This window comes from Pseudonocardia autotrophica (assembly GCF_003945385.1).
Classification (GTDB): domain Bacteria; phylum Actinomycetota; class Actinomycetes; order Mycobacteriales; family Pseudonocardiaceae; genus Pseudonocardia; species Pseudonocardia autotrophica.
Window position 1 is genome coordinate 1,840,007 of sequence record NZ_AP018920.1, and the last position, 13,972, is coordinate 1,853,978.

Sequence of the window (13,972 nt, forward strand, 5' to 3'; positions counted from 1 at the left end):
CACAACCAGTTTTTGGTTGTGTGGTGGGTTGAAGAGAAGTTGATAGTGTTGTCGGTGGTTATAGCGTTAGGGAAACGCCCGGTCCCATTCCGAACCCGGTAGCTAAGCCTTTCCGCGCCGATGGTACTGCACTCGACAGGGTGTGGGAGAGTAGGTCGCTGCCGACATTCAACATGTGTAGGGGATGCCCCGGACTTCGGTCCGGGGCATTTCCGCATTTCCAGGCCTTTTTTATGCTGACCGGCCCGGGTGTGGGCGTAGTTGCCCGCTCGGATGTGCGCCCGATGCCCATGCGGTGTTCGCCCGCTGCGCGCGTGGTGCCCGCGCAGGGCCCGCCCGGATGGCCGCACGGTGTCGGCCTGATGCTCGCGGAGTGCGCACCCGGTATGGGGATGCGCCGATGCGCCGGCTCGCCAGTGCGCTCCCAGTGCGCTCCCCCCCAGTGCGTGTGTGTCGGTGAGCGCCCGGGGGCGCGGCCGTCAGTGGACGGGCGTTCCCACGTGGCCGGGAGTTCCGAGGGCTACGCCAGGGTCGTGAGACGCCCCGTGGACTGCACTGGTGTGACGGTCGACCGGTGCGCGGTGCGCGGTGCGCGGTGCGCCGGAGGCGCGGGGACGAGGCAGCGTGTCGACGCCGGCCCGGCCGACGCCGGTGACACCGTCGCGATACGGCAGAGCGGCCAGGTCGCAGCCCAGCCGTGAGGGCAACGACAGCCCCGGTCAGCAGGCGCCCGTGCGGTGTGCAGCCGTCGGCGAAGGACCGTCCCCGCGGGAGGGTGCGGGCGCCGAGGGGCGCACCAGAGTCGCGGAGCGCTCTCCGGACAGCGCTGGTGTGGCTTCGGCAAGCGTGCGGTTCGGGGCGGGGGTGTACGCCCGGTATCCGCCGGTGGGCTGCCGTCGTGTGCCCAGCATGGCTGTGATGCCCGGCGCGGCGGTGCGCGCCCGACGTGCCGCCCCTCCGCGGAGGGGCGGCGGCCCCACGCAGATGGGGGTTCCGAGGGGCACAACAGAGTCGTGGAGCGCCCCGCGGACAGCGCTGGTGTGACTGTCGAGGAGTGATGGGCGCTCCGCCCTCGGTGGGGTGGGCCGGGCCACCTGTCGTCGGAGCGGCTCGAGCTTGTCCGCCTGCTGGAGCTCACGAAGCTCTGGAGTGTCAGAGGGAGCTGACGTTCACGACGATGTGGTCGGCGTAGTCACAGGATACGGCGGCTCCCGGCTGGTAGTCGGTGGCAGCGTCGTCGACGAGAACCGCCTTCAGCCGCGCTCGGTGGTCCGCTGCGGGATAACTCCGCTGTCTCGTGTGTGTCTCCGCGAGCGAAGAGGCCTACGTGCCGTGGTGGCGCAAGAAGAGGGGTTCCGGGCGCGGGGTGCTGTACTCCCCGGGTAGCGGGCGCGTGCCGGCACAACGCACCGACAGCGGATCGCCTCCGGGGCGAGCGAGACCCCTGGTTGTCCACAGGGCCGTCATCTGTCCACAGTCGCGACATCGGAGCCTCCGACCACCCCAGGAGCCGCGATCCTCGAAGGGACAGCGATACAGCCCCCAGGAGGATCCCGTGACCACCAACCGCATCACCGTTGTCGGAAACCTGACCCGCAAGCCCGTTCTCCGCTACACACCGACCGGAGTCGCGGTCGTGGAGATGACCGTCGCCGAGAACTACCGCCGGATGGATGTCGTCACCAAGGAATGGCGCGACGTCTCGAAGACCTTCTACCGCGTGACGTGCTGGCGGAATCTTGCCGAGCACGTGGCCGGCACCCTGGGTAAGGGGCATCCCGTCATCGTCGTCGGCCGGATGTACATGGACGAATGGATCGGGCGAGAGGGCGAACTGCGGCGCACGCTGTGCATCGACGCGGTGAGCGTGGGGCTCGATCTGAAGTACTCGGCGGCTCTGGTGCCGCCGCGGGCACCCGGCGCTGACCGCCAGGCCGCCGCCGACGGCCGCACGGAACGCCCACTGCCCGAGTGGGAGCCCGTCGTCGACGAGCCGTCCGCCGACGACAACGGGGAGATCGAGGAGCCGTTCGACGTGGATGTCGACGACGCAGAGAAGCGGGGCATCGTGGATCGCATCAGACAGGAGCAGTTGGCGACCGCACCGGCCTCCGAGGGCTGATTGCGACCGAACTACCATCGGGGGCGTGGCGGACCTGATTTACACGATGCGGAACGTGCGCAAGGCGCACGGCGACAAGGTCATCCTGGAGAACGCGTCCATCAGCTTCCTGCCGGGGGCGAAGATCGGCGTGGTGGGCCCGAACGGGGCCGGGAAGTCGACCGTCCTCAAGATCATGGCGGGGCTGGAGCACGCGAACAACGGTGACGCGACGCTCAAGCCGGGAGCAACGGTCGGGATCCTCCAGCAGGAGCCGCCTCTGAACGAGGAGAAGACGGTTCTCGGCAACGTCGAGGAGGGCCTCGGCGACATCAAGGTCAAGCTCGATCGGTACAACGCGATCGCCGAGGAGATGGCGACCAACTACACCGACGAGCTCATGGAGGAGATGGGTCAGCTCCAGGAGGAGCTCGACCACGCCGATGCCTGGGAGCTCGACTCCCAGCTGGAGCAGGCGATGGACGCCCTGCGCTGCCCCCCGGGTGACGCTGAGGTGGGGCACCTCTCCGGCGGTGAGCGACGCCGTGTCGCGCTCTGCAAGCTGCTGCTGTCGAGCCCGGACCTGCTCCTGCTCGACGAGCCCACGAACCACCTGGACGCCGAGAGCGTGCTGTGGCTCGAGCAGTTCCTGGCCACCTACCCGGGTGCGGTCCTCGCGGTCACGCACGACCGGTACTTCCTGGACAACGTCGCCGGCTGGATCCTCGAGCTCGACCGGGGCCGGACCTTCCCCTACGAGGGCAACTACTCCACCTACCTGGAGAAGAAGGCGGAGCGGCTCGCCGTCCAGGGCAAGAAGGACGCCAAGCTGCAGAAGCGGCTCAAGGAGGAGCTGGCCTGGGTCCGCTCCAACCCGAAGGCCCGCCAGGCCAAGAGCCGTTCGCGACTCGACCGCTACGACGAGATGGCGGCCGAGGCCGACCGGCACCGCAAGCTGGACTTCGAGGAGATCCAGATCCCGCCGGGTCCGCGGCTGGGCAACCAGGTCGTGGAGGTCTCGCACCTGGACAAGGGCTTCGACGGTCGTCAGCTGATCAAGGATCTGTCCTTCACGCTGCCGCGGAACGGCATCGTCGGCGTCATCGGTCCGAACGGTGTCGGCAAGACGACACTGTTCAAGACCATCGTCGGGCTGGAGAGCGCGGACTCGGGCGAGGTGAGGATCGGCGAGACGGTCAAGCTGTCCTACGTCGACCAGAACCGCGGCGGTATCGCGCCGGAGAAGACGGTCTTCGAGGTCGTCTCCGACGGTCTGGACTTCATCCAGGTCGGCAACGTGGAGATGCCCTCCCGGGCGTATGTGGCGGCGTTCGGGTTCAAGGGGCCCGATCAGCAGAAGCCGGCCGGGGTGCTCTCGGGTGGCGAGCGGAACCGGCTCAACCTGGCGCTGACGCTCAAGCAGGGTGGAAACCTGATCCTGCTCGACGAGCCGACCAACGACCTGGACGTCGAGACCCTCGGTTCGCTGGAGAACGCGCTCGACCAGTTCCCCGGCTGTGCCGTGGTCATCTCCCACGACCGCTGGTTCCTCGACCGGACCTGCACCCACATCCTCGCGTGGGAGGGCACCGACGAGAACCCGGCGGCCTGGTTCTGGTTCGAGGGCAACTTCGAGGCCTACGAGAAGAACAAGGTGGAGCGACTCGGCGCGGAGGCGGCGCGACCCCACCGGGTCACGCACCGTAAGCTCACTCGCGACTGAGCGCTACTCCGCCGGGCCGCGTCGAGCGGGTCCGATCTGTACAGAGCGGACGCAACGGTGCTGCACGTGCAAACCGGCCGGTGGTGTCCACAGGAGGCGATGTGACGTCCGACCTGGGAAATCGTGTCGGTAGTACGGCAACGGCTGAGCTGCGGACAGCAGCGGCGCTGCGATGGCAGCGTCCGCTGCTGACCGCGGAGCTCGCCGGGCATGCGTGCGTCCGCGCTGTTGCAGACGGTGACGACCCGCACTGGGCGCAGGCGGCGGGCTGGCTGGTCGACGGGTTGTCGGCCGGAGGCGACGCCCGGGACGTGGCGACCGCTGTACTCGGCGGGGTGACCGGTGTCGGCGAGCCCGACGACGCCGTATCCGCCCTGCCCGCCCGGCCTCCCGGGGCCGGGTTGCTGTCCCGGCCCGAGGCGTTCCGGCTGCGGGTGGGGCTCGCCGCGGTCGCCCAGGCGGACGGTGAGTGGGAGAGCGCCCGGGCACTCGTCACCGGGTTGCCGGACGATGCCCCCGGGGAGGAACCCGGCCTGCTCCGTCTCGATCGGCTCGCCGTCGAGGTCCGGTGTGCGCTCGCGGATCCGGCAGGCGCCGACCTGGCCCGGCTCCGGGCCGCGATGGAGACCTGCGCCACCGAGCTCGGCGGCGAGGCGTCGGCGTTCGCCGAGCTCGTCGTCGGTTCGGTCTATCGGGCCTGCCGCGAGCACGATCTCGCCGTGGACTGTGCACTGCGCGGACTCGCGCAGCTGGGCTGGACCCCGGCACGCCCCGAGGCTCGTCCACTGTCGGCGCACCTCGCCGCGGCCCTGCTCAGCCAGTGGATCACGGCATTGCTGGATGCCGGCCGGGTGCCGGCCGCCGCGGTGCGGGCCGCCGCCGCGCAGCGTGATGTCACCGACGCCGGACGGCAGGGTGTGCTGCTTCGGTTGACGCTTGCGCGGGCCGAGGCCGGCCGGGCCGACCATGCCTCGCGTGCCCTTGCCGAGGCGGCGGAGGGGGCCGCCGCCGCGGGCGTTCCCGCGCTCGTCGCCGCCTGCCGGAACGCGCAGTCCGAGCTGCACGAGGGTGCCGGCCGGTATCGGGAGGCGCTCGAGGCGATGCGCGCGGCCACCGACGCCGACCGGCTCGACCACGCCCGAGGGCGTCGGTTCCGGCAGGCGGTGGCGGCTGTGTTGCCGCTGCCCGAGGCGGAGACGCCCCGCAGCCCGGCCGCGAAGCGTCGGCCCTCGCCGGGACCGAGGACCGCGTCCGGTCCGGCGACGGCCGGGGACCCGGCTCACGGCAGCCCGGCGTCCGGCGAACTCACCTGGTCGGGGATCGTCGCCGAGCACCGACACGCAACCGCGGACAATTCCACGGCCGAGCCCGCAGCCGAGACCCACGAGCCCGCGCGCGTGGGCCGGGCAGAGACCGGCCGGGAGCTGCCTGCCGGCTCCGGGGCAGTTGGTCGGCCGTCCGGGACCGGTCGGCCGGGGATCGACCCGGACGACCCGCTCGGGGTGTCCGGCCTGATCGACTCCGGTGACGGTGCAGACGCGGTGCGCGCGCCGCGGAACGGTTCCGGACGGTCCTCGTCGGCGCATCCGTTCGGCGAGGACGGTCGCCCCGACGGGGGACTGCCGTCGAGGACCCGACGGGACCGGTCCACGGCGAGGCCGACCGACGAGGGACCGGGGAGCGCTGGATCGGGTAGCACGGGATCGGGCAGCGCCGGATCGGGCGGTGCGGCCGCGGACCGGGCCGGAGCGGACGCTGCGGGATCAGAGGCTGTCGGACCGGAGGCTGCTGCGGGGGCGGATCTTTCCGGGGGCACCCCACTCGCCGACGAGCTCGTCGCGGAACTGCGCGCCAACGGCCGTGCCCATGTCCCGGCATCGAACATCGTCAACGGGTCCGGCCGGACCGAGGACGCCCCGCGCCGCATCGCACCAGAGGGCCACGCCGTGGTCGAGCAGGCGAACTCCGCCCCGGCGGCGGTGGAGCGCTCGATCCTGGTCGACATCGTGGACGCCGACGGGACGGCGGTCCCTGTCGAGCAGGCGATCGGCACGCTGCACGAGATCGCCGTGCGGTCCCGTCGGCTGGTGCCGCCTTCGGGCTCGGCGAACATCGACAGCACGGCCGTCCGGGTCACACTCCCGGACGCCGACCGGGTGACGGTCCTGCTGTGGGCACGGTCGCTCGCCACGCACCTCGCCGATCGCGTCCCGCAAGGGGGCCTGCCCGAGGACGCGGCCATCCGGCTCCGTGCCCTCGGGCCGAACGGCATCGAAGGGGACGAGGTCGTCCGCCGGTTGACCGGGCCCGACACAGCCGTTCGGACCGACACAGCCGTTCGGACTGACACCGCTGTCCGGACCGACGCCGCGGCCGGGGCGTCCACCACCGGCAGGCGGCAGGCCCCTGCGGTCGAGCCCGGCACCCGGCGTGCTGGAGACCCGGCGCCGGAGACGGAGCGGGTCCGGGTGGTGGCGGGGCCCGCGATGGCGAGGCCGCTCGACCTGGCGGCTCCGGTTCCGGAGAAGGAACGTGGCGGGCGGCGTCGTGCCGCGGACGGAGATGTGGCTCCGCTGCTCGCGGCCGGGATCACCGTCCGGCCGGGCAGCGGGGGGCGCCGGCGGACCGGGTCCGCCGCCGCGACCGGACGGCGGGACGACGTCGCGGAGTCCCGGCCGTCGGCCGTCGGCGACGGCGCAGATGACGCCGCGAACGACGCCACGAACGACGCCGCGGATGCGATGCCGCCCGTCGCCGGTGGCCTTGTGGCGACCGGCCGGGACGACACCGGCGGCGTGAACGGGTCCACCCCTGGACAGGGATCTGCGGGTGCCGGCGGCGCGGTCCCGGACCGGCGCCTCGCCGACGCGGTCCGCGCGCACATCGATCTGTCCGGTCCGGCGACCGTCGACGGCCGCGAACCCGAGGTAGCGCCGGAGCCCACCGGGGATCGGGCCGGATTGCCGGTCTCCTGGTCCTCGGTGTCGGAGGGCAGCAGCCCGGGTGCGCTGCCGAAGCGGAACGGGCGCGCCCGCCGGGCCGGCGGCGGATCCGCCGCAGCGTCGTCGGGGAGCCCGGTGGCCGGGGGACCGGCTGCGGCACGCCCCTTCGCGCTGCCGGGTGACACCGCCGGCCACGAGGACGTGTGGACGGTTCGTGCCGCTTCGGTGGAGCCGGAGCCGGAGCCGGAGCCGGGGCCGGAGCCGGGGGCTACGACGGAGCCCGCACCGGATACGGAACTGGAGCGGGCTCTGCCGGAGCCTGAGTCCGACGCGGCCGCGCGGTCGCACACCCGGGACGTCTACCGGGCGGCGTGGTCGGAGGACCGGCCCGGCAAGCGCGGGCTCTTCGGTGACCTGGTCGGCGGCGACGTCCCCGCTGCCGGTGCCGACCTGTTCGGTGACCCTGGTGCAGGTGCCAGTGCTGATGCCGACGGCGGTGCCTATGCCGGGCCGGCGTCCGGCCCGGACACGGGGGGACGGGACGCTGCAGGCACCGGCCCCCGCGAACAGGACGCTTCGGCTGCCGAGACCGGTGCGGACCCGGTGCCCGGGGCGCTGCCGGCGGACGGCCGGGCGGCCGACGCCGGTGCGAGCCCGGGAGCCGGGGCGCGGTCTGCGGACCGTCGGGCGGCGGATCCCGGTGCGCGTCCGGAGGCACGGGCGGCGGGCCGTCGGGCGCGGAATGCCGGTGTGCGGCCGGAGCCGGAAGCGCTGCCGCCGGCCGAAGCCGGGGCGGACCCGGTGTCCGGGGCGTCGCTTGTGGACGGCCGGGCGGCGGATCCCGGTGTGCGTCCGGGGGCCGCGGCACGATCGGCGGCCCGTCGGCGCGCGCGTTCGGCCGGTGTCGCGGAAGCCGGTGTCGCGGAAGCCGGTGCCCCGGACGCCGGTGTCCCGCAAGCCGGGGGCGCGGCTGCGGGCAGCCCGGACACCGGGCCCGCCGCGGCGCGTCCGGATGCGGGCATCGGCGGCACGGCGGCCGTGGCACCCACCGGCAGACGGACACCGTCGACCCAGGTGACACCGCCCGACGCCGGCACGGCCGCGTCCGGCGATCCGGCCGAGATCCCGGAGAACATGAGCATGGCCGATCTGCTGGCCGGGGCGCTCGCCGCGTACCGCGAGATCTGATCCGGCCTGCACGAACTCGCCCTACGCGGCCTTGTTTTCGGGATTTCGCCGAACACCCGAGGATGTCGTCCCCGAGGGATAGGGTGACGCTCGTCAACAAACGCGCGGGCCGGAGTGGGACTTGAGCAGCGGTACAACGGGCGACACCGGGAACAGGACCGACCTCGGCACGGGGGCGGGTGGTGAGCCGAGGCCGGGCAGCAGCGCCTCCGCGGACCTGGTCCGCTTCTACGCCCGGCACACCCCCGAAGCGGAGAGCAGCGACGGCGCCGGGCTGCCGGGCCCGGCACCGGTCGTCGATGCGCATCTCGCGCTCGCCGCGCACCGGGAGCCGGGCCGGGCCGCCGTCCGGGTCGTCCCCGGCGGGGGTGGCGCGGCGACGGTCGACATCGTCACCGACGACATGCCCTATCTCGTCGAGTCGGTGCTCGCCGGCGTCGGGCGCGCTGGCGGCACCGTGCGCCGGGTGGTGCACCCGATCCTGGTCGTGCACCGCGACGCCACGGGAACCCTGAACGGTGTCGACACCGAGGCCGATCCCGACCACCCCGGTGACGCGCTCGCCGAGTCGTGGATGCACCTCGACGTCGCCTCCGAGAGCGGGCTCGATCCGGACGCGCTGCGGGCCGAGCTGGAGCGGACGCTGTCCGACGTCCGGCAGATCGTCGACGACACCGCAGCGATGACGCTGCGTGCCCGGGTCCTGGCCGACGACCTCACCGGCGCCGGGACCGTCACGGCCCCCGACCCGGTGGGCGACGTGCATCCGGCTGAGGTCGCCGACCTGCTCCGATGGCTGGTCGACGACCACTTCGTGTTCGTCGGCTACCGGCACTACGCCCGTCGGGACGGACGGCTGGAGCCCGACACCGAGACCGGCCTCGGCGTGCTGCGCCCGGACGACGCCGGCGCCAACCTGTTCCTGCCCGAGGAGAGCGGAGCCGCTGACCCGGCCGGGCTGCTGCTGATCACCCGGGCCGGGGAGCGCAGCCGGGTGCTGCAGGCGGTGCACCCGTACTACGTCGGCGTCCGCACCCGCGACACCGACGGCACCGTCACCGGTGAGCACCGCTTCCTGGGCATGCTCACCGTGCCCGCGCGGCACGAGTCCGTCCTGGACATCCCGGTCGTCGCCCGCCGGGTCCGGGGCGCGATCCGCCGCGCCGGTTTCCCGGCCGACTCCTACTCCGGGCAGCAGATGCTCGAGGTGGTCTCGGTGCTGCCCCGCGCCGAGCTGTTCGCGGCGTCGGAGCAGCGGCTGCACGACACCGGTGTCGGGGTGCTGGAGGCCAGCGCCCGCCGCGCGGTCCGGCTCTTCGTGCATCCCGACCCGTACCGTCGCTTCCTGACCTGCCTGGTCTACCTGCCCCGGGACCGCTACACGACCGCCACCCGGCTGCGGATCACCGAGATCCTGCGCAGCAGGCTCGGCGGGACCGACGCCACCTACACCGCCCAGGTCGGCGACGCCGAGCTGGCGTTGCTGCACCTGATCGTCACCACCGACCCGTCCGCCGAACCGGCCGTTCCGGATCTGTCCCAGCTGCAGGACGAGGTCGCCGAGGCCACCCGGACCTGGGACGACCTGCTGGTCGGTGCCCTCGGCGATGCCGGTGCGACCGCCCGGCCGTTGCTCGCGGGGGTCCCCGAGTCCTACAAGGCCGGGGTCGATCCGCGGCGCGCGGTGGAGGACCTGCGCCGGGTCATCGCGCTCGGCACCGGTGCCGGCGACGCGGACGGGTTCGACCTGCGCCTCTACCGCGGTGCCGACGGCGACATCCGGTTCGCGCTCTACCTGCGCGACTCCCCGGCGACGCTGACCCGGATGCTGCCGTTGCTCCAGCAGCTCGACATCGACGTCGTCGACGAGCGGCCCTACGAGTTCACGCTGCCCGGGGGGCGCGGCTGCTGGCTCTACGACTTCGGCGTCCGCGCCCCGGAACCCTCCGGCGCGCCCGCCGCGCCGGCCGTCGCGGTGGAGGACGCCGGCACCCGGTTCGAGGAGGCGTTCGCGGCCGCATGGCGTGGCGACGCGGAATCCGACCGGTTCTCCGCGCTGGTGCTGCGCGCCGGGCTGCACTGGCGGGAGGCGGCTGTGCTGCGCGCCTACAGCCGCTACACCCGCCAGGTCGGCGGCCGCTTCACCCTGCAGTACACGGCGAACGTCCTGGTCGCCCACCCGGACGTCGCGCAGGCCCTGATCACCCTGTTCCGGGCCCGGTTCGATCCTGCCCGTGCCGACCCGGTCGAGCGGGAGGCCGCGCACGAACGCGCACTGGAGCACGTGACCGCGCTGATCGACCAGGTCAGTGGGCTCGACGCGGACCGGATCCTGCGCGGGCTGCTCGCCGTGATCGAGGCGACGCTGCGGACCAACTGGTTCCGCGGGCGGCCGTTCTTCTCCTTCAAGATCGATCCGGCCGCGGTGCCGGACATGCCGGCGCCCCGGCCGCGGTACGAGATCTTCGTGTACTCGCCGGGCGTGGAGGGCGTGCACCTGCGCTTCGGGCCGGTCGCCCGCGGCGGGCTGCGCTTCTCCGACCGCCAGCAGGACTACCGCACCGAGATCCTCGGGCTGGTGAAGGCACAGGCCGTGAAGAATGCGGTGATCGTGCCGGTCGGTGCGAAGGGCGGGTTCGTCGTGCGGACGCCCGCGCCGTCGCCCGAGCACGTGCGCGAGTGCTACACCACCTTCATCTCCGGTCTGCTCGACGTCACCGACAACCTGTCGACCCGGCCGGACGGGAGCACCGAGACGCTGCCGCCGCCGGACGTCGTGCGGCACGACGGCGACGACTCCTACCTCGTCGTGGCCGCCGACAAGGGCACCGCGACGTTCTCCGACCTGGCCAACTCGATCGCCGCGTCGTACGGATTCTGGCTCGGCGACGCGTTCGCCTCCGGCGGTTCGGTCGGCTACGACCACAAGGCCATGGGCATCACCGCGCGCGGCGCCTGGGAGTCGGTGAAGCGCCACTTCGCCGAGCGCGGGCTGGACACCCAGACCGAGGAGTTCACCGTCGTCGGCGTCGGGGACATGTCCGGCGACGTGTTCGGCAACGGAATGCTGCTCTCCGAGCACATCCGGCTGGTCGCCGCGTTCGACCACCGGCACGTGTTCGTCGATCCCGAGCCGGTCGCCGCGACCTCCTACGCCGAACGGCGCAGGCTCTTCGAGCTGCCCCGGTCGTCCTGGGAGGACTACGACCGCGCGCTGATCAGCGCCGGCGGCGGGGTGTGGCCGCGCACCGCGAAGTCCGTCCCGGTCGGTCCGGAGATGCGGGCCGCCCTCGGCCTGCCCGACGAGGTCACCCGGCTGTCCCCGCCGGACCTCATCAACGCGATCCTGCTCGCTCCCGCCGATCTGTTGTGGAACGGCGGCATCGGCACCTATGTGAAGGCGTCCGACGAGTCCAATGCCGACGTCGGCGACAAGGCCAACGACCCCATCCGGGTCGACGGCCGGGACCTGCGGGTGCACGTCGTCGGCGAGGGCGGCAACCTCGGCCTCACCCAGCGTGGCCGGATCGAGTTCGCCAGGGCCGGTGGCCGGATCAACACCGACGCCATCGACAACTCGGCGGGCGTCGACTGCTCCGACCACGAGGTCAACATCAAGATCCTGCTCGACCGGCTGGTCGCGGAGGGGACGCTGGACCTCACGGCGCGCAACACACTTCTGGAGTCGATGACCGACGAGGTCGCTGACCTGGTGCTCGCCGACAACGTCGCGCAGAACTCGGTACTCGGCGTCGCCCGGGCACACGCCGCCGCGATGGTCGGGGTGCACGGCCAGATGGTCGCCGATCTCGTCGAGCGGACCGGGCTGAACCGCGAGCTGGAGGTGCTGCCCAGCCGGGCCGGGTTCGACGGACTCGTCGCCGACGGGCTGGGCCTGACCAGCCCCGAGCTGGCGACCCTGCTCGCGCACACCAAGCTGGACCTGACCGACCGGCTGCTGCAGACCGACCTGCCGGATCGGCCTGCGTTCGCACCGACGCTGCCCGCCTACTTCCCGGAGCCGCTGCGGGAACGCTTCGACCACGCCGTCCGCAACCACCCGCTGCGCCGGGAGATCATCGGCACCCGGCTGGTGAACCAGATGGTCGACAGCGCCGGGATCAGCTACGCGTTCCGGCTGGGGGACGAGCTCGCCGCCGGGCCGGACGACGCGATGCGGGCCTGGGCGGTCACCACCCGGGTGTTCGCGCTGCCCGAGCTGTGGGAGATGGTCCGGACCGCGGACGTCCCGGTGTCGGTGGCCGACTCCGTGGTCCTGGAGTTCCGCAGGCTGCTGGACCGGGTGTCGCGCTGGTTCCTGACCAACCGGCCGCAGCCGCTCGCCGTCGGTGCCGAGATCAGCCGGTTCGCCGAGGCGATCGCGGAGCTGCGCGAGCAGCTGCCCGATTTGCTGCAGGGCCGTGAGATCGAAGCGGTGCGGGAGCGGGCGGCGACGCTGCGGGAGTCCGGGGTGCCGGAGGCGCTCGTCGAACCGGCTGCGCTGTCGCTGTACGCCTACGGCCTGCTCGACGTCGTCGAGCTCGTCGAGCTGTCCGACCGGGAGAAGGAGCCCCGCCCGGCCGCCGAGGTCGCCCGGCTGTACTACGCGCTGTCCGAGCACCTCGGCGTCGACCAGGCGCTGACCGCGGTCAGCAGGCTCGATCGCGGCGACCGCTGGCACGCGCTGGCCCGGCTCGCGCTCCGCGACGACCTGTACGGCTCGCTGCGCTCGATCACGCTGGACGCGCTGCGGGAGTCCCCGCCGGGGACCGGTGTCACCGAGGCCGTCGCGGCGTGGGAGCAGGCGAACGCGTCGAAGCTGACCCGGGCGCGGACGGCGCTGGAGGAGATCGGGGTGTCCGCCTCGCTGGATCTCGCGACGCTGTCCGTGATCTCACGCCAGCTGCGTGGCCTGGCCCGGTAGCGGTCGGGGACACTCGGGCGCATGTCCGCTTTCGTCGCGCAGGTCCCGCTCCGCTGGACCGACCAGGACGCCTACCGGCACGTCAACCACGCCCGGATCGTCACGCTGATCGAGGAGGCGCGCGTCGCGCTGGCCTTCACCGGTGCCGGTGAGGAGGGGCTGACCGGGTTCGCGTCCGGGCTCCTGGTCGCGGGACTGAACGTGGAGTACAAGCGGCAGCTGCCGTGGCGGGCCGAGCCGCTGCGGGTGGAGATCACCGTGCGGGACCTGCGCGCGGCGTCGTTCACCCTGGACTACCTGCTGCGGGACGGCTCGGGGCCGGATGATCCGGTTGCGGTCACCGCGTGGACGAAGATGGCGCTCGTCGATCTGGGCGCCGGTCGCCCGCGGCGTCTCACCGACGGTGAACGCGACTACCTGAAGCGACACCTGGGGGAGGTCTCGTGATCCTGCGGCTGGCCGACACGACCGAGCGGGACGATCTGGGCGCGTTCACCGCCCGGGTGGCGCGGCTCGACGAGTCCGCGGCGATCCGGTTGACCGCGACCGGTGACCGGGTCACGGCGTGGGCGCGGACGCCGTTCGACGTGCTCGTCACCCGGTCGGTCGCCGGCACCCTGGACGGTTCCGGTCCGGTGACGGCGCACGCGTCGTCGCTGTTGACCGCGCTGGCGGTGGAACGGGCGGAGGCGATCGATCCAGGGCCGGTCGCCGCCTGGTTCGACGAGCTGCCCCCCGATGACGGCTGGTCGCTGGTCGACGACGTCCCCGCCGACGAGCTGGACGGGCTGGCCGATCGCGGGCTGGCGCTGGCCCGCGAGCACGCCGGGCCGATGGGGCCGCCCGCGTCGCTGCTGGACCAGACGGTGCTGACGGTGTCGCCCCCAGAGCCGGGACGGCCGGTGACGGTGCCGATGCGGGTGCTGTTCGCGATGTCCGGGATGGGGTTCCTGGGCTCGGGCCCCGGTGACGCCGGGGAGGGCCCGCGGGTGCGGGTGTCGGCGTCCGGATCCTGGGTGCGGCTGGACGCCCGCTACGGGGCCGTCGTGCGCCGCCGGGTGGTGACACTCCCGCTGATGGTCACCGCCTGACCC

The 13,972-nt window shown here is 72.9% G+C and carries 6 protein-coding genes and 1 rRNA gene; all 7 read left to right on the forward strand.

Going from position 1 to position 13,972, the window contains the following annotated elements; translation table 11 throughout:
- The first annotated feature begins 50 nt into the window (after positions 1-50).
- The 7 genes from rrf (at position 51) to Pdca_RS08905 (ending at position 13,969) form a co-directional block, all read left to right on the forward strand.
- Positions 51-167 (forward strand): 5S ribosomal RNA (gene rrf / locus Pdca_RS08875).
- Positions 168-1,555: 1,388 nt separating this feature from the next.
- Positions 1,556-2,122: a single-stranded DNA-binding protein gene (gene ssb, locus Pdca_RS08880; RefSeq protein WP_158092295.1), complete on the forward strand. Its 567-nt coding sequence runs from the start codon at positions 1,556-1,558 to the stop codon at positions 2,120-2,122.
- Between the two features lie 25 nt (positions 2,123-2,147).
- Entirely contained in the window at positions 2,148-3,824 is a 1,677-nt protein-coding gene (gene ettA / locus Pdca_RS08885) for an energy-dependent translational throttle protein EttA (protein ID WP_125911331.1), read from the forward strand.
- Between the two features lie 101 nt (positions 3,825-3,925).
- Positions 3,926-7,954: a hypothetical protein gene (locus Pdca_RS35420; RefSeq protein WP_158092296.1), complete on the forward strand. Its 4,029-nt coding sequence runs from the start codon at positions 3,926-3,928 to the stop codon at positions 7,952-7,954.
- A gap of 121 nt (positions 7,955-8,075) precedes the next feature.
- Positions 8,076-12,878, forward strand: a complete 4,803-nt coding sequence (locus Pdca_RS08895) for an NAD-glutamate dehydrogenase (RefSeq protein ID WP_085915668.1) — start codon at positions 8,076-8,078, stop codon at positions 12,876-12,878.
- Positions 12,879-12,899: 21 nt separating this feature from the next.
- Positions 12,900-13,325, forward strand: a complete 426-nt coding sequence (locus tag Pdca_RS08900) for an acyl-CoA thioesterase (protein ID WP_085915669.1) — start codon at positions 12,900-12,902, stop codon at positions 13,323-13,325.
- Positions 13,322-13,969, forward strand: coding sequence for a DUF8185 domain-containing protein (locus Pdca_RS08905; protein WP_085915670.1), 648 nt, complete (start codon positions 13,322-13,324; stop codon positions 13,967-13,969). Before Pdca_RS08900 ends, Pdca_RS08905 begins: the two co-directional genes overlap by 4 nt.
- Positions 13,970-13,972 lie beyond the last annotated feature (3 nt).

Coding starts and splice junctions, on each gene's coding strand:
- Pdca_RS08900 (WP_085915669.1), top strand. CDS start 12,900: ATGTCCGCTTTCGTCGCGCAGGTCCCGCTCCGCTGGACCGACCAGGAC.